The sequence below is a fragment of the Candidatus Accumulibacter similis genome, from assembly GCA_013347225.1.
GTDB classification, from domain to species: domain Bacteria; phylum Pseudomonadota; class Gammaproteobacteria; order Burkholderiales; family Rhodocyclaceae; genus Accumulibacter; species Accumulibacter similis.
This window is the reverse complement of record CP054595.1, coordinates 1,055,133-1,078,198: the sequence shown is the minus strand read 5'-3', so window position 1 is coordinate 1,078,198 and position 23,066 is coordinate 1,055,133. Positions and strand designations below refer to the sequence as shown.

At 66.1% G+C, this 23,066-nt stretch carries 23 protein-coding genes and 1 pseudogene; 9 read left to right on the top strand and 15 right to left on the bottom strand.

Annotated features, from left to right (window positions below):
* Nucleotides 1-16: 16 nt before the first annotated feature.
* Nucleotides 17-745: an SDR family NAD(P)-dependent oxidoreductase gene (locus HT579_04910; protein ID QKS28331.1), complete on the top strand. Its 729-nt coding sequence runs from the start codon at nucleotides 17-19 to the stop codon at nucleotides 743-745.
* A gap of 34 nt (nucleotides 746-779) precedes the next feature.
* Here HT579_04910 and HT579_04905 read toward each other — a convergent pair whose 3' ends face one another.
* The 4 genes from HT579_04905 to HT579_04890 form a co-directional block, all read right to left on the bottom strand.
* Nucleotides 780-1,532 carry an SDR family oxidoreductase gene (locus HT579_04905; GenBank protein QKS31506.1) on the bottom strand — a complete coding sequence of 251 codons (753 nt, stop codon included), beginning with the start codon at nucleotides 1,530-1,532 and terminating at the stop codon, nucleotides 780-782.
* Between the two features lie 98 nt (nucleotides 1,533-1,630).
* Nucleotides 1,631-2,281 (bottom strand): thiol:disulfide interchange protein DsbA/DsbL, encoded by a 651-nt coding sequence (locus HT579_04900; GenBank protein QKS28330.1) that lies wholly within the window; start codon nucleotides 2,279-2,281, stop codon nucleotides 1,631-1,633.
* Between the two features lie 133 nt (nucleotides 2,282-2,414).
* Nucleotides 2,415-3,212, bottom strand: coding sequence for an SPOR domain-containing protein (locus HT579_04895; GenBank protein ID QKS28329.1), 798 nt, complete (start codon nucleotides 3,210-3,212; stop codon nucleotides 2,415-2,417).
* A gap of 20 nt (nucleotides 3,213-3,232) precedes the next feature.
* Nucleotides 3,233-5,005, bottom strand: a complete 1,773-nt coding sequence (locus HT579_04890) for an arginine--tRNA ligase (GenBank protein QKS28328.1) — start codon at nucleotides 5,003-5,005, stop codon at nucleotides 3,233-3,235.
* 273 nt (nucleotides 5,006-5,278) lie between these two features.
* On the opposite strand from HT579_04890, the gene ubiB reads away from it, so the two are divergent.
* The 3 genes and pseudogenes from ubiB to HT579_04875 all read left to right on the top strand — a co-directional run bounded on the left by ubiB (nucleotide 5,279) and on the right by HT579_04875 (nucleotide 8,462).
* Complete coding sequence (gene ubiB, locus HT579_04885) at nucleotides 5,279-6,811, top strand: ubiquinone biosynthesis regulatory protein kinase UbiB (protein QKS28327.1); 1,533 nt, start codon at nucleotides 5,279-5,281, stop codon at nucleotides 6,809-6,811.
* A gap of 37 nt (nucleotides 6,812-6,848) precedes the next feature.
* Nucleotides 6,849-7,973: a beta-ketoacyl-ACP synthase III gene (locus HT579_04880; GenBank protein ID QKS28326.1), complete on the top strand. Its 1,125-nt coding sequence runs from the start codon at nucleotides 6,849-6,851 to the stop codon at nucleotides 7,971-7,973.
* A 282-nt stretch (nucleotides 7,974-8,255) separates the two neighbouring features.
* Nucleotides 8,256-8,462 (top strand): annotated as a pseudogene (locus HT579_04875) (hypothetical protein).
* A 69-nt stretch (nucleotides 8,463-8,531) separates the two neighbouring features.
* Here HT579_04875 and HT579_04870 read toward each other — a convergent pair.
* The 6 genes from HT579_04870 to HT579_04845 all read right to left on the bottom strand — a co-directional run bounded on the left by HT579_04870 (nucleotide 8,532) and on the right by HT579_04845 (nucleotide 14,141).
* Nucleotides 8,532-9,731, bottom strand: coding sequence for a tyrosine--tRNA ligase (locus tag HT579_04870; GenBank protein QKS28325.1), 1,200 nt, complete (start codon nucleotides 9,729-9,731; stop codon nucleotides 8,532-8,534).
* A gap of 409 nt (nucleotides 9,732-10,140) precedes the next feature.
* Nucleotides 10,141-10,401, bottom strand: coding sequence for a YfhL family 4Fe-4S dicluster ferredoxin (locus tag HT579_04865; protein QKS28324.1), 261 nt, complete (start codon nucleotides 10,399-10,401; stop codon nucleotides 10,141-10,143).
* Nucleotides 10,402-10,414: 13 nt separating this feature from the next.
* A complete protein-coding gene (coaD, locus tag HT579_04860) occupies nucleotides 10,415-10,912 on the bottom strand; it encodes a pantetheine-phosphate adenylyltransferase (GenBank protein ID QKS31505.1) in 498 nt (165 codons plus the stop codon).
* Nucleotides 10,905-11,459, bottom strand: a complete 555-nt coding sequence (rsmD, locus tag HT579_04855; GenBank protein ID QKS31504.1) for a 16S rRNA (guanine(966)-N(2))-methyltransferase RsmD — start codon at nucleotides 11,457-11,459, stop codon at nucleotides 10,905-10,907. The genes coaD and rsmD overlap by 8 nt, the downstream gene beginning before the upstream one ends.
* Before the next feature lie 4 nt (nucleotides 11,460-11,463).
* Nucleotides 11,464-12,759: an insulinase family protein gene (locus HT579_04850; protein ID QKS28323.1), complete on the bottom strand. Its 1,296-nt coding sequence runs from the start codon at nucleotides 12,757-12,759 to the stop codon at nucleotides 11,464-11,466.
* Between the two features lie 14 nt (nucleotides 12,760-12,773).
* The gene (locus HT579_04845) at nucleotides 12,774-14,141 is read right to left on the bottom strand and encodes an insulinase family protein (GenBank protein QKS28322.1); all 1,368 of its coding nucleotides are present in this window, start codon (nucleotides 14,139-14,141) and stop codon (nucleotides 12,774-12,776) included.
* Between the two features lie 94 nt (nucleotides 14,142-14,235).
* Here HT579_04845 and ftsY point away from each other — a divergent pair, with 94 nt between their 5' ends.
* From ftsY to HT579_04830, 3 genes are read left to right on the top strand one after another with little or no spacing between them, the layout of a single operon-like run.
* Complete coding sequence (gene ftsY, locus HT579_04840; protein QKS28321.1) at nucleotides 14,236-15,228, top strand: signal recognition particle-docking protein FtsY; 993 nt, start codon at nucleotides 14,236-14,238, stop codon at nucleotides 15,226-15,228.
* Nucleotides 15,225-15,920: an ATP-binding cassette domain-containing protein gene (locus HT579_04835; protein ID QKS28320.1), complete on the top strand. Its 696-nt coding sequence runs from the start codon at nucleotides 15,225-15,227 to the stop codon at nucleotides 15,918-15,920. Before ftsY ends, HT579_04835 begins: the two co-directional genes overlap by 4 nt.
* Nucleotides 15,917-16,816: an ABC transporter permease gene (locus tag HT579_04830; GenBank protein ID QKS28319.1), complete on the top strand. Its 900-nt coding sequence runs from the start codon at nucleotides 15,917-15,919 to the stop codon at nucleotides 16,814-16,816. Before HT579_04835 ends, HT579_04830 begins: the two co-directional genes overlap by 4 nt.
* 137 nt (nucleotides 16,817-16,953) lie before the next feature.
* Here HT579_04830 and HT579_04825 read toward each other — a convergent pair whose 3' ends face one another.
* Nucleotides 16,954-17,328 (bottom strand): diacylglycerol kinase, encoded by a 375-nt coding sequence (locus tag HT579_04825; GenBank protein QKS28318.1) that lies wholly within the window; start codon nucleotides 17,326-17,328, stop codon nucleotides 16,954-16,956.
* 178 nt (nucleotides 17,329-17,506) lie between these two features.
* On the opposite strand from HT579_04825, the gene rpiA reads away from it, so the two are divergent.
* A complete protein-coding gene (rpiA, locus tag HT579_04820) occupies nucleotides 17,507-18,169 on the top strand; it encodes a ribose-5-phosphate isomerase RpiA (GenBank protein QKS28317.1) in 663 nt (220 codons plus the stop codon).
* 51 nt (nucleotides 18,170-18,220) lie between these two features.
* Here the strand turns inward: rpiA and HT579_04815 are convergent, their stop codons facing one another.
* The 4 genes from HT579_04815 to HT579_04800 form a co-directional block, all read right to left on the bottom strand.
* Nucleotides 18,221-18,493 carry an oxidative damage protection protein gene (locus HT579_04815; GenBank protein ID QKS28316.1) on the bottom strand — a complete coding sequence of 91 codons (273 nt, stop codon included), beginning with the start codon at nucleotides 18,491-18,493 and terminating at the stop codon, nucleotides 18,221-18,223.
* Nucleotides 18,494-18,577: 84 nt separating this feature from the next.
* Entirely contained in the window at nucleotides 18,578-19,897 is a 1,320-nt protein-coding gene (gene argA / locus HT579_04810) for an amino-acid N-acetyltransferase (protein ID QKS28315.1), read from the bottom strand.
* A gap of 1 nt (nucleotide 19,898) precedes the next feature.
* On the bottom strand, nucleotides 19,899-21,686 hold the full coding sequence (gene pap, locus HT579_04805; GenBank protein QKS28314.1) for a polyphosphate:AMP phosphotransferase: 1,788 nt from the start codon (nucleotides 21,684-21,686) through the stop codon (nucleotides 19,899-19,901).
* Nucleotides 21,679-22,491, bottom strand: a complete 813-nt coding sequence (locus HT579_04800; GenBank protein QKS28313.1) for a 16S rRNA (uracil(1498)-N(3))-methyltransferase — start codon at nucleotides 22,489-22,491, stop codon at nucleotides 21,679-21,681. Before HT579_04800 ends, pap begins: the two co-directional genes overlap by 8 nt.
* Between HT579_04800 and HT579_04795 the strand changes: the two genes are divergently transcribed.
* Nucleotides 22,490-23,041: a thioredoxin family protein gene (locus HT579_04795; GenBank protein QKS28312.1), complete on the top strand. Its 552-nt coding sequence runs from the start codon at nucleotides 22,490-22,492 to the stop codon at nucleotides 23,039-23,041. The two genes, HT579_04800 and HT579_04795, sit on opposite strands and share 2 nt — an antisense overlap.
* Nucleotides 23,042-23,066 lie beyond the last annotated feature (25 nt).

The following is a 23,066-nucleotide window of genomic DNA, read 5'->3' as shown; positions in this document are numbered from 1 at the left end:
ACAGGAGGAGAGACACATGCTAGCTCACAAACTTGCCGTGGTGACCGGAGCGGCACGTGGCATCGGACTGGCGGTGGCGCGGGATCTGGCGACTGCCGGCTGCAAGGTCCTGATGGTCGGGCGCAACGCCGAGGCGATCGAGGCCGCCGCCGCGCGCCTGCAAGACGAGGGCCTCGACGTCCTGCCGCACCTCGCCGACGTCACCGACGGCAGCGCCATCGCCGCCCTCGCCGCCCGTCTGCGACGCGAGTTCGGCCGCGTCGACATCCTGGTCAACAACGCCGGCATCTTTCCGGAAGCACGCGACTTTGCCCGTCCCCCGCCGGCGGCGAGCGTCTTCGCCGTCGATCCGGAAACCGTCGCGGCGACGATCGACTGCAACGCGCTGGCGGCGTTGCGCCTGTTGCAGGCCTGCGTGCCGCTGATGCGCGAAAATGGCTACGGGCGCATTGTCAATGTCTCTTCGGGAATGGGGCAACTGAGCGAAATGGGCGGTTTCTGGCCGGGCTACCGGATGTCGAAGGCGGCGCTGAACGCGCTGACCCGTCTGGCGGCGAGCGAACTCGCAGGCAGCCCGATCAAGATCAACTCGGTCTGCCCCGGCTGGTGCCGCACCGGAATGGGCGGCGACAACGCAACCCGCAGTGCCGAAGAGGGCGCCAGCGGCATCGTCTGGGCCGCCCTGCTGCCGGACGATGGCCCCAGCGGGGGCTTCTTCCGCGACCGCAGGGCGATCGACTGGTGACGCGCCGACGCTCCCCCGGCACGACCACGACGCGCTAGCTCGGTGGTTGCCGGCGGGGCTTGCGGGGGGCGGCAGCGAACAGGCGGTCATAGACGGCGTTCGGCAGCAGCCGCAACAGCTTGCCGACGACCGCCATCTGCCACGGCACGACGCTGTAACTGCTGCCCCGTTCGATCACGCGGGCGAAGCGCGCCGCCGCCTCGTCGGCGGCAAGCAGAAAGGGCATCGGGAACCGATTCACCTCGGTCATCGGTGTCCTGACGTAGCCCGGGCAGATGGTGACCACGCGGATACCCGAATCGCGCAGTTCGAGGCGCAGGCTTTCGAGATAGCTGATCGCTGCCGCCTTCGACGCGCAATAGGCTGCCGCACCCGCGAGACCACGGACACCTGCGAGCGAGGCGATGCCGACCAGGCGGCCGCGAGCGGCCTGGCGCATGCCGGCAATGAAGGGTGAGAAGGTCGCCACCATGCCGAAATGGTTGACGTCGATCACCCGCCGGATCGCCTCGAGATCCTCGGCGTGCTCGGTCAGCGTGCCGACCGAGACACCGGCGTTGGCGATCACGACATCGGGGACGCCGACAGCGGCGATGAAGTCCGTGGCCGCCGCGCGCAGGGCGGCGGCGTCGGTGACGTCGAGCGGGTAGGCCCTGACCTGTCCTGGCCAGCGCGTCGACAGCTCATGCAGCAACTGGGGCCGCCGGGCGACAAGCCCGAGTTGCGCCCCGCGCGCGGCATAGTGCTCCGCCAGCGCGCGGCCGATGCCGGAGGAAGCGCCGGTGATGAAGACGCGATGCACGGCCGACGACTCAGCGGCGCGCCGGCGATGTCCGCTGCCCGGCGCGACGCACGTCAGTTGCCGAGGTCAGGTGCGCGCTGGTCCTACTTCTTGCCGCGCTCGCGCCGGACCTTGTCGATCACCTGGTCGGTCAGCGCCAGCAAGGCGTTGAAGTCCTTGAGGTCCTTGCCGGTGACCAGGTACTTGCCATCGACGGCGAGCGCCGGGACGCCTTGAATCGCGTACGCCTTTGCCATCTGGTCGGCCTGCTTGACCTTGCTGACGACACCGAAGGAATTGTAGGCATCGGTGAACTTCTGGCGGTCGATGCCGCGTGCCGTTGCCCACTCGATGACGCTCTTGTCGTCGAAGAGCTTGCCGCCCTGGCGGTGCAGGGTCTCGAAAACGGCGTTGTCGAGCCGCGCGAGGTCGCCCGTGGCCTCGAGCGCGTAGAACAGGCGGGCCAGCGGCGCCCACTGCTGGCGGCCGAAGGTGATCGGCACACGCTTCAGGACGACGTCGGCCGGCAGCGCCGACGACCACTTGCTCAGGGTCGGGTGCAGTTCGCTGCAATGCGGACAGGCGTACGAGAAGAACTCGACGACCTCGATCTTTGCCGGGTTGTCGGTCGTTTGCTGGGGAACGATTACGACGTAATCGCGTCCGGCAACGAGCTCGGCCCGGACCGGCAGCGCTGCCGCCAGCAGGGCGATGACGACGGCCAGCAGCCATCCGGGGGAACGTGAATGCCTCAATGTCTTCTCCTTCAAGGTTGCCAATGAATCTGCTGCGCGACCGATCGGCGCCGTTGCCTGCCCACTCCTCAGCGATCGGTCTGAGCTGCTTCCTTCCCGCGCGGTCGCCTCGCGACGATCACCGCACCGGCTTTCACTCCCGGCGAACGACGTTGGCGTCAATCCCCTGCTTGGCGAGGTCGGCGCGCATGTGGTTCACCTCGTCCATCTTGTGGTACGGCCCGAGGCGAACACGGTACCAGACCTTGTCCTGCAGCATCACCTGCTGGATGCGGGCCTCTGCTCCAAGCAACGCCAGTCGGGCCTTCTGGTTGTCGGCATCGCTGGCGCTCAGGAACGAACCCGCCTGCAGATAGATCGGCTCCTTGAGGGTGTTCTCACCCTTCGCCTCGGCCGGCTTGCCGGCGGGTGCCTTGCCCTCTGCAGTCTTGCCGTCTGCAGTCTTGCTCTCTGCCGGCTTCGCTTCCGTCGGCTTCGCTTCCACCACCCGGGTCTCGGCTGGCTTGGTCTCGATCGGCTTCGTTTCGGTGGGCTTGCCGATCGTCGGCACCGGCTGCGCCGGTCTGGCTTCATCGGGCTTGGGGTCGGGAACCGCTTCCGCATTGCCCGGCAGGATCTTGTAGAAATCGAAACGCGGCTTCTCGGGAATCGGGTCGCCTGGTTTGCCCGGCAGCGCCACCGGCGCCGCCGGCGCCGCCGCGACCGGCGGCACTTCGCTCGCCGGCTGGCCGGCCGGCTTGCTGCCAACCGGCGGCGGCGGCTTGGGCTGCTGGCCGGTAGTCGTAAAGGGCAGCGGCGCCTTGCTGACATACCAGACGACAGCGGCAACCGCGATGACACCAATGACGAGGCCGATGAACAGGCCGAACAGCGTGCCGCCAGCCGACTTCCTGCCGGGCGGCGCCTTGCGGGGTCTCATGTCACGACTCATGGAAATCCTCTGTACTCTGACTACATCGATTCCGGACAACTGACGCCGAGAATCGACATGCCGTTGCGGATCACCTGCCGCACGGCTGTGGCCAGCGCCACGCGCGCCTCGCGTACCGCCGGCGCAGCGACCAGGATGCGTTCGGCATTGTAGTAGCTGTGGAACTCGGCTGCCAGTTCCTTGAGGTAGAAGGCGACGAGATGCGGTGCGAGCTCGGCAGCGGCCTGCTCGACGACCTCGGGAAACTCGCCCAGCCTGGCGGCCAGGGCCAACTCGCGCGGACCATCGAGGCTGTCGAGGTCGGTCGCAGCGAGACACTCGACATCGCCGCCCCAGAGCCCGAGCAGCGAACAGACCCGCGCGTGCGCATACTGGATGTAGTAGACCGGATTGTCGTTCGACTGGCTCTTGGCGAGATCGAGGTCAAAATCGAGGTGCTGATCGGACTTGCGCAGCACGTAGAAGAAGCGACAGGCGTCGCGACCGACGTCTTCGCGCAGCGTCCGCAGGGTGACGAAATCGCCCGCGCGCGTCGACATCTGCGCCTTCCAGCCGGACCGATAGAGGACGGCAAACTGCACCAGCGCGACCTCGAGGATCGATGCGTCGATGCCGAGGGCGGCGAGCGCTCCGCGGACGCGCGGAATGTAACCGTGATGATCGGCACCCCAGACGTTGATCAGCCGCTCGAATCCCCTTTCGCACTTGTTCAGGTGGTAGGCGATGTCGGACGCGAAATAGGTGTAGAGGCCGTTCTCGCGCTGCAGGACACGGTCCTTCTCGTCGCCGAAGCTGGTTGAACGGAACCAGCGGGCACCGTCCTGCAGGTAGACATGGCCGGCCTTCTGCAGTCGCTCGACGCAGCGCGCGACGAGCCCGGTGGCAAACAGCGACTGTTCCGAAAACCAGACGTCGAAGTGCACCCCGGTTTCCTCGAGATCGCTGCGGCAGTCGGCGAGCTGCTCGGCCAGGACGAAGTCGTGCACGTACTTCCAGTCCTCGGCGAGCAGCCGGCGCGCGTTGGCGATCAGGGCATCGAGGTGGGTCTCCCGCTGCCGGGCAGCTTCGGCGTCGGTGCGCAGCGCGTCCGGCAAGCCAGGGGTGCCGGCGGCGAGCTGTTCCAGAGGTCGCTGATAGCGCTCGCCATGCGCTGCCCGCATCTGCCGCGCCATGTCGCGCACGTAGTCGCCCTGATAGGCATTCGGCGGGAAGGCCACGTGCTCTGCCGCCAGCCCGCCGAGTTCGAGATAGCGCAACCAGGTCGACAGCGCCAGGATGTCCATCTGCCGACCCGCGTCGTTGACGTAATACTCGCTGGTGACCCTCCAGCCGGCGAAGGCAAGCAGCTTGGCGAGACTGTCGCCGTAGGCGGCTCCGCGACCATGACCGACATGCAGCGGACCGGTCGGATTCGCGGAGACGAACTCGACGAGAACCGTCCTGCCACCGCCGATAGTCGCCCGGCCGAAGCTCGCTCCCTGCTGCAGGATGCCGCGCAGCACCTGGCGACGCGCAGCCGGCGCCAGATGGAAGTTGATGAAACCGGCGCCGGCGACTTCGGTCCTGTCGACCAACGCCGAGTACGGCAGCTCCGAAACCAGGAGCTGCGCCAGCTGGCGCGGGTTGCGCTTCAGGGAACGCGCCAGCTGCAGCGCCAGATTGCTGGAAAAATCGCCATGCGATGCCTGCTTCGGGCGCTCGATGTGGATCTCGCTGCCGCCCTCGCCGGGCGCCACACTCAGCAACGCGGAGCGCATCAGCTCGGCAAGCTGCAATTTCAGGTCGGAACTCATCGCGGTGTATCGTTTCGGGAATCGGATCAAGCGACTGATTATACGACGCCGACCTTGCCAGCGGGCCACCGCAGCACGGTGATGAGGCCTGACGCTGCCGCTTGCCGGTCAACAGCGGCGCGGATCCCCGTTCGCAGGTCCGACGCCAGCGACCGCCACCGGCCAGGAGCGCAGCGCGATGCGCCGCGTCCAGGGGGAAGTGTTGGCGAATCCACAGCCGCGACCGTTTGTGTGTAAACTCCCCGTTTGCCGACCGACCAGTTCCCGCCCGCCGTGCGACTCCTTCGCCTCGCCAAAATCCTCAGCATTGCGAGCCGCTACGGCCTCGACGAGATGATCCTCGAGCACGAGCCGAGCGGGCGGCTGGCCGCGCTGTCGCGGACCCTGCACTTCTGGCGCCGCTTCGATGCGCCGTCGGCTGTCCGCCTGCGGCTGGCACTCGAATCGCTCGGCCCGATCTTCGTCAAGTTCGGCCAGGTGCTGTCGACCCGGCGCGATCTGCTGCGGACGGACATCGCCGACGAACTGGCGAAGCTGCAGGACAGGGTGCCGCCGTTCTCTTCCGAGCTCGCCCTGGCCGAGATCGAGAAAGCCTATGGCCGACCAGCCAGCGAGGTCTTTGCCGAGTTCGACGCGACACCCGTCGCCAGTGCGTCGATCGCGCAGGTGCACTTCGCCCGCCTGCGACCGGAGGACGGTGGACACGAGGTCGCCGTCAAGGTGCTGCGACCGGGAATGCACGCGGTCATCGCCAATGATCTGGCGCTGCTCGAAACGCTCGCCGCCGCACTCGAGAAGGCATGGCCCGACGGCAAGCGGCTGAAGCCGCGCGAAGTGGTCGGCGAATTCGCCAAGTATCTGTACGACGAACTCGACCTGATGCGTGAGGCCGCCAACTGCTCGCAATTGCGGCGAAACTTCAGCGGCTCGCGGTTGCTGCAGGTGCCCGAGGTCTACTGGGACCAATGCACGACAACGGTGATGGTCATGGAGCGGATGCGCGGCATCCCGATCAGTCAGACCGAGGCACTGGTCGCCGCCGGCGTCGATCTCGCCGCGCTGTCACGCGCCGGCGTCGAGATCTTCTTCACGCAGGTTTTCCGCGACGGCTTCTTCCACGCCGACATGCACCCGGGCAACATCTTCATCGCCACCGACGCGGCCCATCACGGCAGCTACATCGCTCTCGACTTCGGCATCGTCGGCACCCTGACCGACAACGACAAGAACTATCTGGCGCAGAACTTCCTCGCCTTCTTCCAGCGCGACTACAAGCGCGTCGCGACGGCGCACATCGAGGCCGGCTGGGCACCGCCCGAGACACGGGCGGACGAGTTCGAGGCGGCGATCCGCGCCGTCTGCGAACCAATCTTCGACCGGCCGCTGCACGAGATCTCGTTCGGCCGCGTCCTCTTGCGCCTGTTCCAGACCTCGCGCCGCTTCAACGTCGAGATCCAGCCGCAACTGGTGATGCTGCAGAAGACCCTGCTCAACATCGAGGGTCTCGGCCGCCAGCTCGATCCCAACCTCGACCTGTGGAAGACTGCCAAACCCTTCCTCGAACGCTGGATGAGCGAGCAGCTCGGGCGACGCGCCTTTCACCGCGGCGTGCAGCAGGAGGCTCCGTACTGGGCGCGGACCCTGCCGCAACTGCCACGCCTGATCCATCAGGCACTGGCCGTGCGCCGCGAGCCCGACCTGACGCCGCTGCTGGCCGAACTAGCGCGGGCACAGCGCCAGCAGCGGCGCCTGCTGGCGCTGATCACCGTCCTCCTGACGGCGCTGCTGATCGGCCAGCACCTTTGAGTTCAACGCCTACCGTGACAACCGCGGGAGAATCTTCATGCAGCGCGTCGCCATCAGTGGCAGCGGCCTTCATACCGCACCACACACCATCAGCAACGAGGAACTGGTCAGCTCCTACAACGCCCATGCCAGGCGCTTCAACGAAACCAACGCGCAGCGCATAGCGGCCGGCGAGATCGCCGCGCGCGAGGAGTCGAGCGTCGACTTCATCGAGAAGGCGTCCGGCATCAGCCATCGCTATGTCATGGACAAGGAGGGGGTGCTCGATCCGCAGCGCCTGCGCCCACGCTTCGCTCCGCGGCGCAACGACGAGCTTTCGCTGCAAGCGGAGATTGCCGTCGGCGCCGGCCGGCAGGCCCTGGCGGCGGCCGGCCGCGATCCGACCGACATCGATGCCGTGATCTGCGCCGCCTCCAACATGCAGCGCCCATACCCGGCGATGGCGGTCGAGATCCAGCACGCGCTCGGCATCCGCCAGGGCTACGCGTTCGACATGAACGTCGCCTGCTCGTCGGCGACCTTCGCCCTCGACATCGCGCTCAACGCCGTGCGCGGCGGCAGCGCGCACCGCGTGCTGATCGTCGATCCGGAGATCTGCTCGGCGCATCTCGCCTGGCAGGATCGCGACTGCCACTTCATCTTCGGCGACGTCTGCACGGCGATCGTCGTCGAGGGGTTGCCGCCCGAGCCAGCGGCGAATGCGTGGGAAATCCTCGGCAGCAGGCTGGCGACCAGCTTTTCCAACAACATCCGCAACAACGCCGGCTTTATGTCGCGCTGCGAGGACCGGGACCCGGGCGACCGCGATCAACTCTTCGTCCAGGAAGGCCGCAAGGTGTTCAAGGAGGTCTGCCCGATGGCCGCCGAACACATCACGCGCCATCTCGCGACGCTCGACCTGAAGCCGGCGCAGGTGCGCCGCTTCTGGCTGCACCAGGCAAATCTGGCGATGAACCAGTTGATCGGCCGCCGCCTGCTCGGCCGTGAGGCGACTGCCGACGAAGCGCCGGTGATCCTCGACGAGTTCGCCAACACTGCCTCAGCCGGCTCGATCATCAGCTTTCACCGCCACAGCGCCGACCTTGCCCACGGTGATCTCGGCGTCATCTGCTCTTTTGGCGCCGGCTACTCGATCGGCAGCCTGATCGTCCGCAAGTGCTGACCGCGCAGCGAATTCGTCGCCAGCGACTCTATTGATCTGAGTCAACAAGGCCATCCTGCGGGCGAATATATTCGCGCCGAGCTGACTCGTGCCAGTCCTCCTCGCGATGACGCGGGACAGCGACGTCACCTTTCCGCCATCCTCACTCAAGCGGGAGCCCGCGTCATGAAAGTACGCGTAGTGGTCGCCTGTCGGGCGATGCTCGGCAGCACCGGCAGCTGGAGTGCAGCCAACGAACCGATCCAGCCGATCCCGCCGATCAAGGTCAGCAACCCCGCGCTCGTCGAGCTCGGCAAGAAGTTCAGCCCCGAGGAAAACGCCAAGATCGTCGCCTTCCTGAAGACGCTGACCGACAACCAGCCGAGCTTCAAGTTGCCACAGCTGCCGCCATCCGCCGACAACACGCCACGGCCGACGCCCTTCGAGAAGCAAAGTCGAGCCTCGCGCGCGCAGCACCCCGGCCTACGCCCGGGCGCTGCGCCCCCTTGATCTGATCTGTCTCTTCGCTCGCTCTCGCCTTGCGCCTCGGGCCGCTCGCGCCGCTTTCTCCACCGCCGCTCAGCCGACCCGCACCCGCGCGTAGCGGCGTTTGCCGACCTGCAGGACGAAGGTGCCGGCGACGGGGAAGACGAAATGCTTGTCGTCGACGCGGTTGCCGTCCATCCGTACCCCGCCCTGGTCGACCATCCGCATCGCTTCCGAGGTGCTGGCGGTGAGCCCTGCCTGCTTGAGAACCTGGACGATGGTCAGCGGCTCGGCGCCGTGCCGCAGACTCACTTCCGCAATGTCGTCGGGAATGGCGCCGTGCCGGAAACGAGCATCGAAGTCGGCCAGCGCGCGGGCAGCAGCGGCCGCGCCGTGGAAGCGCTCGACGATCTCGCCCGCCAGCAGGACCTTGGCATCACGCGGGTTGCGCCCGCCTGCGACTTCCTGCTGCAGGGCGGCGATGGCCTCGCTGCTGCGGAACGACAGCAGCTCGAAGTAGCGCCACATGAGCTCGTCCGAGATCGACATCAGTTTGCCGAACATCTCGCCGGGCGCCTCGTTGATGCCAACGTAGTTGCCCAGCGACTTCGACATCTTGTTGACGCCATCGAGTCCTTCCAACAGCGGCATGGTCAGGATGCACTGCGGGGCCTGCCCGTAGTGCTTCTGCAGTTCGCGCCCGACGAGGAGGTTGAACCTCTGGTCGGTACCACCGAGTTCGACATCGGCGTTCATCGCCACCGAGTCATAACCCTGGCAGAGCGGGTAGAGCAGTTCGTGAATCGCGATCGGCTGGCCGCTGCGATAACGCTTGGCGAAGTCGTCGCGCTCGAGCATGCGGGCGACGGTGTGCAGTGCCGCCAGGCGAATCATCCCCGATGCACCGAACGGTTCGAACCAGACCGAGTTGAAACAGATTTCGGTCTTCTGCGGGTCGAGGATCCGGAATACCTGTTCCTGGTAGGTCTTCGCGTTGTCCACGATCTGCTCTCGCGACAGTGGGGGCCGGGTAACGTTCTTGCCGGTCGGGTCGCCGATCATGCCGGTGAAGTCGCCGATCAGGAACATGACGTGATGGCCAAGATCCTGAAAATGCCGCAGTTTGTTGATCAGTACGGTGTGCCCGAGGTGCAGGTCGGGTGCCGTCGGGTCAAAGCCGGCCTTGATGCGCAACGGGCGTCCGCTAGTGAGCTTCGCCAGCAGTTCCGCTTCGATCAGCAGTTCTTCTGAGCCGCGCCTGATCTGCCTGAGTTGCTCTTGCACTGCGCGCATGCGGTCCTCGCGTGTCTGGATTGCTTCTGGTGAGAGGGAATTTCAGCTGGACCGCCCGGCCCCTCTTTCCGAGAGCCCGTGGATCAGGAGCAGCGGCGGATTCTAACGCATTCCCATCCAGCCATCGACCGACCGCGACGCCACCGGTTGACGGCGCGCGCCCTCGGGCCCGCCTGCTCAAGCGGCTCGGCGTCCGCTTCCCGCTGACCCCTGGAATACCGACCCCGCGTGGCCGGGCGATGGCCAGCGGCGGCAGCCTGGCAGCCAGCGTGACGATGCGGCAGAAGAGCCGGCAGGCGGGCCCGTTCAGCCTGGCGAAGAGCGAGTGGCGCGGCGCGGTTCGCGCAGCAAGAGGAAGCCGCCTCGCAGGGCGGCTTCCGTGCGCATCCTGGTGCAGTTCTTGCGGCGCTCAGCCGCGCGCCGGATTGCCGGTGAGCTTCTCGTACTTGACCCACAACTGCTCCTCGCTTTCCTGATGTGCCGGATCCTTCGGGATGCAATCGACCGGACAAACCTCGACACATTGCGGGGTATCGTAATGACCGACACACTCGGTGCACTTGTTGGGGTCGATCTCGTAGATTTCGGCACCCTGGTAGATCGCTTCGTTCGGGCACTCCGGCTCGCACACGTCGCAGTTGATGCATTCGTCGGTAATGATCAGGGCCATGCTTGCTGTTCCTTCAGGTCATTGAAATTTCTCGGACACGCTTGGCCAGTCGTTCACGGACCACCGGCTGGACAAACTTGCTGACATCGCCGCCGAGAACGGCGATCTCGCGCACCATCGTCGCCGAGATGAACAGGTACTGCTCGCTCGGCGTCAGGAATACGGTTTCGACTTCCGGATACAGGTTGCGGTTCATTCCCGCCAGTTGGAACTCGTAGTCGAAGTCGGATACCGCCCGCAGGCCGCGGATGATCACTTTGGCGCCCTTGGCGTGCAGAAAGTCCATCAGCAGCCCGTCGAAACCGCACACCTCCGCATTCGGATAGGGCGCCAGTACATCCAGCGCCATATCAACCCGCTCGGCGAGCGAGAAGAAGGGCCTCTTTGGCTGGTTCGCGGCGATGGCGACGATCACGCGATCGAAAAGGCAGGACGCCCGTCGCACCAGATCCTCATGACCGCGCGTCATTGGATCGAAGGTCCCGGCATAGATTGCCACGCGATTATTCAGCGCCATCTGTTTCGCCTCGCTGCATCAGGTGATAGAAGACCCGTCCTGCGCGCCCATGGCGCAACGTTCGCCATTCGCCGCAGCCGGCCAGGAACCGCTCCGCCTCGACATAGATTGCCGCATCATCGTTGAGGACGCGAGCGAGCATCGGCGCCAGCCGTTCGATCCACCCCTGGTGGAAGGGCGCGTCGAGGAACAGGAGGTCAAAGCGCCCGCCAGCGCCCGCGAGGAAGCGCTGCGCGTCGGCGCGAACGATCTGCAGGCGCTCGCCGATTCCCAGGAGCCGTGCATTGCTCTCGAGCGCCTGCAGGGCATGCAGCGACTGCTCGACCATCACCACCCGGCTGGCGCCACGCGAAGCAGCCTCGAAGCCGAGGGCGCCGCTGCCGGCGAAGAGGTCGAGGCACACCGCCCCAGAAAGATCCTGCCCGAGCCAGTTGAAGAGCGTTTCCCGGACACGATCCGGCGTCGGACGCAAACCCGCTGCCGCAGGAAAGCGCAGGATGCGCCGCCGCCACTCGCCGCCAATGATGCGTACCGAGTTCAGTGGGCTAGTCTCCGGCAACGACGACGGTAACCAGATGTGCCGCTTGCAGCCGGCGTGCAAAAGCAGCCTGGATCTCGGCTGCCGTCACGCGCTCGACGTTCTCCGGATAGCGGTCGAGGTAATCGAGCGGCAGGTCGTAGAAGGCGATCATCGCCACATTCTCCAGAATCTTGCGATTGCTGTCGAGGCGCAGGGGAAAGCTGCCGACGAGATTCTGCTTCGCCGCCAGCAGTTCGGCTTCGCTCGGCCCACGGTCAAGGAATTCGGCAAGGACGGCACGCGTCACTTGCAGGGCCTCGGCGACCTGTCCCTTGCGCGTCTGCAGACCGATCTGAAAGGGTCCGAGTTGCTGCAGCGGCAGAAAGTAGCTGTGCACGCTGTAGGCAAGCCCGCGCTTGTCACGTACTTCCTTCACCAGTCGCGAAACGAAACCGCCACCACCGAGCGAGTAGTTGCCGACCGCCAGCGGAAAGAAATCCGGATCGCCCCGTCGGAGTGCCGGCATGCCGATCAGCAGGTGCGACTGCGCCGCCGGATGGGCGATCCGCTCCTCGCCACCGGCCGGCAGTTGCGGCGGCGGCAACCCGGCGACGGCGGCGGCCGCCGGCAGACCGCTGCTCAAGCGTTCTGTGAGCGCCTCCGCCTCGGCACGCGAAAGGTCGCCGACGATGGCGATGGTGGCCGAGCGCGCGCCGTAGTGGGCGGCATGAAAGGCGAGAACGTCGTCGCGCAGCAGTGCCGTCAGCGATTCCGGCGTCGCCTGTCGCCCGTACGGATGCGCCGGGTACATCGCTGCCCAGAAAGCCTTGCTGGCGATCACGTCGGGACGCGTCAGCGCCTCCCTGAGGGCGGCGAGCGAGCGCGCCTTCTCGCGCTCGAAGGCGGCGGCGGGAAAGGTCGGCGCAGCGACGATGGCGCGCAACAGCTCGAAGGCGGGCGCCCGCTTGTCCGCCATCGAGAGGGTGCGCAGCGTCAGCGAGGTGCGGTCGAGATCGACGCCTCCGGACAGTCGCGCGCCGATGTCGGCCAGCCGGCTGGCGATCTCGGTCTCGTCCATGCCGTCGGCGCCGAGGTCGATCAACGCGCGCGTCAGTCCGGCCACGCCTTCCCTGCCCACCGGTTCGCGCGCCGTGCCGGCAGCGAAATCGAGCTGCAGGTCAATGATCGGCAAGCTGTGGTCCGCGACGAACAGGACCCGTGTTCCGGCGGTGGTCTGCCAGCGTTCGATCTTCGGTCCCGCGTACACGAACTGCACGCAGAGAAGCAGACAACAGGCGAGCAGCAACTGGCGTGGGGTCATGGACGGGCGCTCACTCAGTGGCGGGAAACGAACGGCGACCGCGGCCGCGGGTTCGCTGGCAATGGCTGCGGATCGAGTTCGGCGACCGTCAGTGCGTCGTCGCCGAAGTACTTCCTGGCAACCGCCTGCACCTGTTCGCGGCTGACTTCCTGCAGCTTGTCGATCAGTCGCCGATTCAGGGTATGCGGGATGCCCGCGGATTCCAGTTGCCCGATCTCCATCGCCTGCGCGAAGATCGAATCGAGCTTGTAGATCTGGCCGGCGATCAGTTGCGCCTTGGCTCGCGCCAGTTCCGCGGCGCTCACGCCCTCTTCCTGCACGCGTGCCAGTTCGGCGCGCAGGCCGGCTTCGAGTTCGCCGCGGCTGCGGCCAGCGCTCGGTGCACCGTGCAGATGAAAGATCCCCGGGCCGCGTGCGGTCGCATCGTAGCTGGCACCGGCACTCACCGCCAGCTGCTGCTCGCGCACCAGATGTCGATTCAGGCGGGCGGCATCGTGGCCGGCGAGCACCGCCGCCAGCATCTCGAGCGCATAGGGATCGACGTCCTGCTCGACATGACGTATCACCGGCACCTTGTACGCCATCATCAGCACCGGCAGGTCGGCGGGCGCCTTCACCGTCAGGCGACGGATGCCGACCTGCGGCGGTTCGTCCTGCGGTTTCCTGACCGGCAGCGCGCGCGCCGGCAGGACGCCGTAATGCTGTTCGGCGAGGCGGAAGACTTCCTGATGATCCACGTCGCCGACGACGACGATGTAGGCGTTGTTGGGCGCGTACCAGTCGTCGTACCAGGCGCGGGCATCGCTCACCGTCATGCTCTGCAGATCGGTCATCCAGCCGATGATCGGCACGCGATACGGATGCACCTGAAAGGCTACGGCATTGAGCTTCTCGTACAGCAGCGCCTGCGGCTGGTCCTCGGTTCGCAGCCGGCGCTCTTCCATGACGACCCTGATCTCCTGCGCGAACTCCTTCTCGTCGAGACTCAGGTGGCGCATGCGGTCCGCCTCGAGCTGCATCATTTCCGGCAGCTTCGGTTTCGGCACCTGCTGGAAGTATGCCGTGTAGTCGCGACTCGTGAACGCGTTGTCGCGCCCACCGGCGGCGGCGACGCGGCGATTGAACTCGCCCGGACCGGCAGTCGGCGTTCCCTTGAACATCATGTGTTCGAGGACATGCGCGACGCCGGTTCGGCCGCTGATCTCGTCCATGCTGCCGGCGCGATACCAGACCATGTGCGCCACCGTCGGCGCCCGGCGATCCTCCTTGACGATGACCCGCAGGCCATTGGCCAACTGCCGCTCGTGCGGGTTTGCCTGTGCCGCGACGGCCGTCGTCAGGGCAAGCAGCAGGGCAATCAGGGGTGTGCAGCGCATGGGCATGGTTCGCTTCTGTTAGAATTTCGGCGTGTCGGTGAATCGGCCGGCATCTTACCACCGCCTGTGCTTCCGGGCGCCCCTGAGACAGCCACGCTCCATGTTTGGTTTCCGCAAGAAATCCCCTGGTCAGGCCAGCGGCACGACGCCGGACGTCGCCGGCGAGAACACCGACGCTGCCAGCCCGGCACCGTGGCGAGTGCGGCTCAAGGCCGGACTGGCGCGGACGCGGGCGCAATTCGGCGGCAAGCTGAAGCAGCTCTTCGCGCGCGGCAGGGTCGACGACGAACTGCTCGAAGAGCTCGAGACCCTCCTCTTGGGCAGCGATGTCGGCCTCGATGCCACACAGCATCTGCTCTACCACCTGCGGCAGCGCGCGCGACGCGACCGCCTCGACAACCCGGAAGCGATCCAGCGCGCACTGTCGGAGATCCTCTGCGAGTTGCTGCAGCCGCTCGAGGAAGCGCTCGATGCGCGCCGTCAGCGGCCGTTCATCATCATGCTGGCGGGGGTCAACGGGGCCGGCAAGACGACCTCGATCGGCAAGCTGGCGAAGCATTTCCAGGCGCAGGGGCTGTCGGTCCTGCTTGCTGCCGGTGATACCTTTCGCGCCGCCGCCCGCGAGCAACTGCAGACGTGGGGCGAACGCAACAATGTGACGGTCATTGCACAGCACTCCGGCGATCCGGCGGCGGTCATCTTCGACGCCATCGCCGCCGCCAGGGCACGCGGCATCGACATCGTCCTCGCCGACACCGCGGGTCGCCTGCCGACACAACTGCACCTGATGGACGAGATCGCCAAGGTCCGGCGGGTCATCCAGAAGGCGGACCCGACCGGGCCGCACGAAACGCTGCTGGTGCTCGACGCCACGTTCGGCCAGAACGCCGTGCAACAGGTGATGGCTTTCGACAAGGCGATCCGGGTCACCGGACTGATCCTGACCAAACTCGACGGTTCGGCCAAGGGCGGCGTGGTCGCAGCAATCGCCCGCCAGTGTCCGAAGCCCGTCCGCTTCATCGGCGTTGGCGAGGGGATCGATGATCTGCGGCCCTTCGTGGCGCGCGAGTTCGTGGACGCGCTGTTCGAGTGATCACCGCCAGCGGTGTGACGAAACGCTACGCCGAAGGCCGTGAGGCGCTGCGCGACGTCAGCTTCGAGATCACTGCCGGCGAGATGGTCTTCCTGACGGGCCACTCCGGGGCCGGGAAATCGACGCTGTTCAAGCTGTTGGCAGCGATCGAACGACCGACCGCGGGCAGCATCGTCATCAACGGCCAGAACCTCGCGGTCCTGGGACGCAGCACCATTCCCTACCTGCGGCGCAAGCTCGGCCTGCTGTTTCAGGATCGCAAGCTGCTTTTCGATCGCACGGTCCTGGACAACGTCCTGCTGCCGCTGGCGATCGTCGGCCATCCGCCACGTGATGCGCGGCGGCGAGCGCAGGCAGCGTTGGCCAAGGTGGGCCTGCCGGATCGCGAGAACACGATGCCGATCGCCCTGTCCGGTGGCGAGCAGCAGCGCCTGGCGATTGCGCGCGCGGTGGTCAACCGGCCGGCGGTCATTCTCGCCGACGAGCCGACGGCCAACCTCGACGCCGCCGCCGCTCGCGAGATCCTGGAGATCTTCCGCGCTTTCCAGCAGGTTGGCGTGACGGTGCTGATCGCCACCCATGATCCGGCCAGTCTCCCTGCCGTGCGGCCGCGTGTCCTGCTCCTCGACCATGGCCGGATGTCCGAGCTGCCCGCCGTGCCCGACGCCGCGATCGCCGGCGCTGCGGCATGAGCATCTGGCTGGCGCAACACCTGGCGGCGCTTCGTGACGCCTGCCGTCGGCTGGCGGCGGCGCCACTCAATTCGCTCCTGTCGCTGCTCGTCATCGGCATTGCCCTGACCCTGCCGACAGCGGGCTGGCTGATGCTCGACAACCTGCGCGCGCTGAGCGGCGACCTGCCTGGAGTACAACAGATCAGCATCTTCCTAAGCCTCGATGCCGGCAAGCGGGAGATTGGCGAGATCGAGAGCCGACTGCAGGCAGGGCAGGTCGGCAGGTGGCGCTTCGTTGCGCGCGAGGAGGCGCTGAGGCGGCTGCAGGCCGCCGAGGGAATGGCCGACATCATCGCCAGCCTGCCGCGGAACCCGTTACCGGATGCCTTCGTCGTCACTCCGGCCGATTCGCGGCCAGCAGAACTCGAGCGGCTGGCGAAAGCGTTCTCTGGCTGGCCCAAAGTGGCGCACGTGCAGCTCGACTCGGCCTGGGTCAAGCGCTTCGATGCACTGCTTCGTCTCGGCCGCCTGATCGTCGTGCTGCTGGGCGTCCTGTTTGCCGGCGCGTTGGTCACCATCACCTTCAACACCATCCGTCTGCAAATCCTCGCCCAAGCGGCGGAAATCGAGGTGGCGCGGTTGATCGGCGCCACCGACAGCTACATCCAGCGGCCACTGCACTACTTCGGCATCCTGCAGGGCGCCCTCGGCGGGCTCTGCGCGGCCGTGCTGGTGGCAGTCGGTTTCCATCTGCTGACCCCCCTGGTCACCGAACTGGCGCAGCTCTACGGTGCCAACTTCGCGTTGCAGGGTCTCGGGGCACTGCACCTTGCCAGTCTCGCGGCGATCGGTGCCGTCCTCGGCTGGCTGGGCGCGAAGATCTCGGCGCTGATGCATTTGCGGCGCTTCGCATGAGCGCCGTTGCCGCGGGCGGACGGCGTGTCCGGGCGCAACCCGACCCCGCCCGTCCCCTTGCCGGGCGACATGATCGGTCTCGTGCCTGGCTTCCTCCCTCCTTCCTGGCCGGCTCGCGGGGGCTCGTTCCCCACCCCTCAGCTCAACAGGACGCTGACCCAGACAACGAGCACGTTGAGCAGGGCAATGAGAACCGCCGCGCTGCCGACGTCCTTGGCACGCCCAGCCAGGGGGTGGTGCTCGAGCGAGACGCGGTCGACGGCCGCTTCGATGGCGGAGTTGATCAGCTCGACGACCAATACCAGCAGCACGCTGCCGATGAGCAGCGCACGCTCGATCCCGCCCGTTGCCAGAACACAGGCGAGCGGGATCAGCACCAGCGCCAGCCAAACCTCCTGGCGAAACGCATCCTCTGCCTCGTAGGCGGCGCGCAGGCCGGCACGCGAGTAGCCAAGCGCGTTCCACAACCGCCGTAGCCCCGTCTGTCCCTTGAACGGACTCTCTTCAGCCATTTGCCTCCCCTTGCGGTAGCCGCCGCGGGCGAGTATACCGGGTTGCAGTGCGCCGTCGCAGACAGTCTGCAGCGGCGGCGGGCGATGACGGGAACCGGGGCCGGGCTGTCATCGCAGCGGCCCCGTCGCTACAATGGCGACCCCCACACTCTCAGCCGACAGGAGCCGGAAGCAGGCCATGACCCAGGACGAATTGAAGCAGGCGGTGGCGCGGGCCGCCCTCGCACACGTTGTCGAAGGAGAGATCGTCGGTGTCGGTACCGGTTCGACGGCCAACTTCTTCATCGCCGAACTGGCCGCGCTCGGACAGCGGATTCGCGGCGCCGTGGCGAGTTCCGAAGCGACGAGACAGCGCCTCGAAGAACACGGGATCAGCGTGGTCGATCTCAACCACGTCGACCGCCTGCCGGTCTATGTCGACGGCGCCGACGAGATCGATCACGCGCTGCAGATGATCAAGGGCGGTGGCGGCGCCCTCACCCGGGAAAAGATCGTCGCCGCGGTGGCCGCAAAGTTCGTCTGCATCGCCGACCAGTCGAAGCTGGTGCCGGTGCTCGGTCGCTTTCCGCTGCCGGTCGAAGTGATCCCGATGGCCTTGAACCATGTTAGCCGACAGCTGGCCAGACTCGGCGGCGAGCCGCGGCTGCGCGAGGGCTGCATCACCGACAACGGCAATCTGATCGTCGATCTCCACGGACTCGAGATTGCCGACGCCGTTGACCTCGAACGCCGGATCAACCAGATCGTCGGCGTCGTCACCAATGGCCTCTTTGCCTGCCGCCCGGCGGACATCTGTCTGCTGGCAACCCCCGGCGGCGTGAAGACACTGGTCGCGGCATGAAGCACGCCACGGCTGCCTCCGTCGACCAGCGCGCCGCTGGTCGACGGCCGCTCAGCGTGCCGGCGGGACGTAGCCCTGTACCCGGTCGGCCCCGCCGCCGAAGAAATGGCGCTCCATCTGCTCGGCGAGGTATTTCCGGTGGGCCGCATCGGCAAGATTGAGGCGATTTTCGTTGATGATCATCGTCTGCATGCGAATCCACTGCTGCCATGCCTCCTTCGACACGGCCTCATAGATCCGCTTTCCCAGCTCGCCGGGATAGGGTGGAAAATCGAGACCCTCGGCCTCGCGGCCGAGTTTGACACACTGGACCATTCTCGTCATCTGATCAGCTCCTTGCCTGTTCTCGTGGGCCCTGCGCTGGCGAGCGCTGGCGGGCTGCGATCGAGCCGCTGCGCGGCGTGCCGCTCACAGCTCCTTCATCAGCACGCTCGAACGACGCTGCAGGTTGTAAACCAGCCTCTTCTCGGCCGGCAAATCATCGATCTGGCGGGCCGTGAAGCCACGCTCCTTGAACCAATGGGCGGTGACCGTCGTCAGCACGAACAGACGAGCGACGCCGCTGGCCCGCGCCCGGGCTTCGATCCGCTTCATCAGCAGGGCGCCATATCCCCAGCGCCGATAGTGCGGATGCACTGCCAGGCAGGCCAGTTCCGCCTGCCCATCACCATAGGGATAGAGTGCCGCGCAGCCGACGATGACGCCGTCGTGCTCAACGATGGAGAAGCGAGTGATCTCGCGTTCGAGCATTTCACGCGCGCGCCGCACGAGCGTGCCATCCTCCTCGAGCGGTTCGATCAGCGCCACCAGGCCACCAATGTCGTCAGCGCGCGCATCGCGCAGCTGCTCGAGCGATTCGCGCGTGATCACCGTGCCGACGCCATCATGGGTAAACAGCTCGCGCAGGAGGGTGCCGTCCTCGTCGTAACCGATCAGATGCACGCGACCGACGCCAGCCCGACTGCTGCGCACCGCGCACGGCAAGTAACGCCGCATGTCGGCCGACAGCCAGTCACCGAGACTGATCAGTCGCTCGGCCGCTTCGACCGTCAGCTCGTCGAGCAGGGCGCCATCGATGTCGGTCGCGCCGGGGCTGTCGGTGAGAAAGATCAGCTTGTCTGCCAGCAGCGCTATGGCGACCGCCTCCGCCACTTCTTCCATGGCCAGGTTGAAGATTTCGCCGGTCGGACTGGATCCGATGCAGGACAGGAGGACGATGTTCCCCAGACCGAGTTGGGCGCGGATGCCCTCGGCGTCGATCTTGCGTACCTGCCCCGAGTACTGCAGGTCGACGCCGTCGACGACGCCGACCGGGCGGGCCGTGATGAAGTTGCCGCCAACGACGCGAATCGTGCTGTTCGCCATCGGCGTATCGGCAAGTCCCTGCGAGAGCAGCGCCTCGATCTCGACGTAGATGCGACCAACCGCATCGATGACGCAGCCGATCGCCTGCGCGTCAGTGACGCGATAGTTGCCGTGATAGACCGAAGGGAGCCCACGCTGACGCAGCAGCTTCTCGATCTGCGGCCGCGCCCCGTGGACCAGAACCAGCCGTACGCCGAGGGCAGCCAGCAGGTTCACATCGTAAGCCAGGGTCCGTGCGAGCTGCCCGGCGATCGCCTTGCCACCAAAGGCAACGAGAAAGGTCTTGCCGCGAAAAAGGTTGACGTAGGGCGCGACCGATCTGAACCAGGTAACGAAGGGCGCAGAACTCAAGTCGTCGGACATCTCACGCCGTGGGACTCGCCTTCGCACTGGCCGCTGCGGTCTTGCGCTCCTTCGCTTCTCTCGACTTCTCCGCGCGCACTTCCTTGGCATGCTGGGCTCTGGAGCGCTTCGCCGTATCGGCCTGGGGCTGCTTGGCTTCCTTGGCGGTCGCTTTCTGCGCCTCCTTGGCGGTCGACTGCTCAGCTTCCTTGGCGGTCGCTTTCTGCGCCTCCCTGACGGTCGACCGCTCCGCTTCCTTGGCAGTAGGCTGGGTGGCGGCCTCAGCCGTGGACTCTCGCGCGATCACCACCCTCGGCTGCTTCGCCAGATCGATCTTGAGTTCCTTCTCCAAGCGTTCGCAAATCGTTCGCAGGACCTTCACCCGGGCAAAATACTTGTCATTGGACTCGACGATCGTCCATGGTGCGGTGCCGGTACTGGTACGGTCAACCATGTCGCAGACGGCTTCATGATAAGCGGCGGCCTTTTCGCGGTTGCGCCAGTCTTCCTCGGTGATCTTGTAACGCTTGTGCTCGACTTGAGCCCGATTCTCGAAGCGCTTGAGTTGCTCCTCGTCGCTGATCTGCAGCCAGAACTTGACTACGATGCCGCCAGCCCGCCACAGGTCGTGCTCGAAGTCGTTGATCTCGGAGTATGCACGCAACCAGTCGGCTTGGCTGCAGAATCCCTCGATCCGCTCGACGAGCACGCGACCGTACCAAGTCCGGTCGAAAATGACTACTCGGCCAAGGCGCGGCATGTGCCGCCAGAATCGCCACAGATAGGGTCGCGCGCGCTCCTCCTCGTTCGGCGCGGCGACGGGAATGATCTGATATTGCCGCGCATCCATCGCCGTCATTACCCGTCGGATGGCGCCGCCCTTGCCTGCCGCGTCCGAACCTTCGAAAGCCAGGATCAACGCCCGCTTCTTGAAGTCGGGGTGGCGCATCAGTTCCGCTAGCCGTCCCTGCCACGTCGCCAGCTCGATCTCGTAGTCCTTCTTCGCCAGACTTTGCGTCATGTCCAGCGCACTCAGAACATCGAGACTGTCGAACCGCGGCGCGAAGGGCGGCGCTACCGGCGCACTCTGTTCTCGCTTGTCGGCCAACCGCTTCTGGAGTGACTCAAGAATCGTCTTGCCAACGGTCAGCGAACGGTAGCGGTCATCGGTTCCCTCGACGATGATCCACGGCGCCCACGGCGTATTGGTTGTGCGCAACAGGTGGCCCGCAACCTCCTGCAGCTTGTCGTAGGTCTTCAGTCGTTCCCAGCTGGCCTTGGTCACTCGCCAGCGAGTCAGGGGGTTGGCCTCGATCGACTTGAGGCGCTCGCGTTGCGCATCCTTGGAAAGGTGAATCCAGAACTTGAGTATCAGTGCGCCCTCGTTGACCAGCATCGCCTCGAACCGGTTGAGTTCGTCCATGCGCTGGTCGAAATCGGCCCGCGAAAGGTCACCGGCAATCCGCTCTGCGATCGGCCACGAATACCACGAACCGGCGGCAATCCCTATTCGCCCCTTTTTCGGAAGCGCCCGCCAGAAACGCCACATCGAGGGTCGCTCCCGCTCTTCCGGAGTCGGTGCCGAAAAGGTGCGCGTCGACATGTAGCGGGGGTCCATCCACTCGTAGAGGGTGTTGATGGTGTCACCCTTGCCCGAGCCGTCGACGCCGCTGATCAGAATGATCACCGGGAAGCTGCCATTCTCACGCAACTGGTCTTGGGCGTCGAGAAGTGCAGCCCGCAACTTCGGCTCCTCGACCTTGAAGGTTTCCTTGTCGATCTTGTGTCCCAGCTCTGCCGATTCAAACATCAGTCGTCTCCTCCTTGAAATCACCCCATAAGACCTGCATGGCCGCCAGGGCTGCGAGGCCAGCCGTCTCGGTACGCAAGACGCGCGGCCCAAGACGTACTGACAGAAAACCAGACAACGCCGCCAGCTGCACTTCCTCCGCAGCCAGCCCCCCTTCGGCACCGACCAGCAGCTCGACAGGCTGGCCCGCGAGCGGTGGCGGAACGCGCGCCAGCGAGCATGCGGCGCCTGCTGCCAGCATCAGACGCCGTGCCCCAGCCGGCTGCGGGCGCGCCAGCCAGCTCGCGAGTGGCTCGACGGGCAACAGCTCCGGCAACCGGTTACGGCCGCATTGCTCACAGGCCGCCGAAATCACCGCCCGCCAGTGCTCCAGCCGGCGCCCTGCCCGCTCGCCGGCCAGACGCGGAACGCTGCGCCGTGACAGTACGGGTACGATTCGCGCGACACCGAGTTCGACGGCCTTCTGCACCGTCAGGTCCATCTTCTCGCCAGCCTGCAGCGCCTGGACCAGCGTGACCGGCAGCAGCGACTCACGTTCCACCGCCGACCAGTGGGTCAACTCGACGCTCACGCGCCGGCGATCGCTGGCGACGATCTGTGCACGATACTCCCCGCCGGTGCCGTCGAACAGCGTCATTTCATCGGCAGGGCGCAGTCGCAACACCGTGCTCGCATGGTGCGCCACGCGGTCCGGCAGGTCTAAACGGGCACCTGCCACGAGCGGCGGCGGGCAATGAAAGCGGGGATGGTTCACCGTGCTATTATAAGTTTTTCCGCAATCGATGTTCGCTGTTTGGAGGCGCATGGCGCTCAATACCCCGGTGTGCGAGTTCGGCTGGCGAGCCGCAGACTTCGAGCTGACCGATACCAGCGGTTCGCGCCAGACCCTGTCCACCCTGCGCGGCGCGAACGGTCTGCTGTTGATGTTCATCTGCAACCATTGCCCCTATGTCAAGGCGATCATCGACCGCATCTGTCGCGACGCGCGCGAACTGCAGGCGCTGGGCATCGGCGTGGCGGCGATCATGAGCAACGATCCGGCCGAGTACCCGGAGGATTCGTTCGACAACATGGTGCGCGTGGCGAGAGAGCTCGCTTTCCCCTTTCCCTATCTGTACGACCCGACGCAGGAAGTGGCTCGTGGCTATGGCGCCGTCTGTACGCCGGACTTCTTCGGTTTCAATCGCGAGCTTGAACTGCAGTACCGCGGACGCCTCGATGCCAGTGGCCGCATGCCGGCGCCGCCGGATGCCCGCCGCGAACTGGTCGAGGCAATGCGGCTCGTCGCCGCGACCGGCCAGGGTCCGCTGCAGCAGACGCCCAGCATCGGTTGCTCGATCAAGTGGCGTCACTGAGCGGGCATGCAGGAAGAGAACAACG

Excerpts from the sequence above, each read along its gene's own strand:
- HT579_04910 (QKS28331.1), top strand. The coding sequence starts at position 17 with ATGCTAGCTCACAAACTTGCCGTGGTGACCGGAGCGGCACGTGGCATC.
- HT579_04895 (QKS28329.1), bottom strand. The coding sequence starts at position 3,212 with ATGAGTCGTGACATGAGACCCCGCAAGGCGCCGCCCGGCAGGAAGTCG.
- HT579_04890 (QKS28328.1), bottom strand. The coding sequence starts at position 5,005 with ATGAGTTCCGACCTGAAATTGCAGCTTGCCGAGCTGATGCGCTCCGCG.
- HT579_04880 (QKS28326.1), top strand. The coding sequence starts at position 6,849 with ATGCAGCGCGTCGCCATCAGTGGCAGCGGCCTTCATACCGCACCACAC.
- HT579_04870 (QKS28325.1), bottom strand. The coding sequence starts at position 9,731 with ATGCGCGCAGTGCAAGAGCAACTCAGGCAGATCAGGCGCGGCTCAGAA.
- HT579_04865 (QKS28324.1), bottom strand. The coding sequence starts at position 10,401 with ATGGCCCTGATCATTACCGACGAATGCATCAACTGCGACGTGTGCGAG.
- HT579_04850 (QKS28323.1), bottom strand. The coding sequence starts at position 12,759 with ATGACCCCACGCCAGTTGCTGCTCGCCTGTTGTCTGCTTCTCTGCGTG.
- HT579_04845 (QKS28322.1), bottom strand. The coding sequence starts at position 14,141 with ATGCCCATGCGCTGCACACCCCTGATTGCCCTGCTGCTTGCCCTGACG.
- ftsY (QKS28321.1), top strand. The coding sequence starts at position 14,236 with ATGTTTGGTTTCCGCAAGAAATCCCCTGGTCAGGCCAGCGGCACGACG.
- HT579_04830 (QKS28319.1), top strand. The coding sequence starts at position 15,917 with ATGAGCATCTGGCTGGCGCAACACCTGGCGGCGCTTCGTGACGCCTGC.
- HT579_04825 (QKS28318.1), bottom strand. The coding sequence starts at position 17,328 with ATGGCTGAAGAGAGTCCGTTCAAGGGACAGACGGGGCTACGGCGGTTG.
- rpiA (QKS28317.1), top strand. The coding sequence starts at position 17,507 with ATGACCCAGGACGAATTGAAGCAGGCGGTGGCGCGGGCCGCCCTCGCA.
- HT579_04815 (QKS28316.1), bottom strand. The coding sequence starts at position 18,493 with ATGACGAGAATGGTCCAGTGTGTCAAACTCGGCCGCGAGGCCGAGGGT.
- argA (QKS28315.1), bottom strand. The coding sequence starts at position 19,897 with ATGTCCGACGACTTGAGTTCTGCGCCCTTCGTTACCTGGTTCAGATCG.
- pap (QKS28314.1), bottom strand. The coding sequence starts at position 21,686 with ATGTTTGAATCGGCAGAGCTGGGACACAAGATCGACAAGGAAACCTTC.
- HT579_04795 (QKS28312.1), top strand. The coding sequence starts at position 22,490 with ATGGCGCTCAATACCCCGGTGTGCGAGTTCGGCTGGCGAGCCGCAGAC.
- HT579_04800 (QKS28313.1), bottom strand. The coding sequence starts at position 22,491 with ATGCGCCTCCAAACAGCGAACATCGATTGCGGAAAAACTTATAATAGC.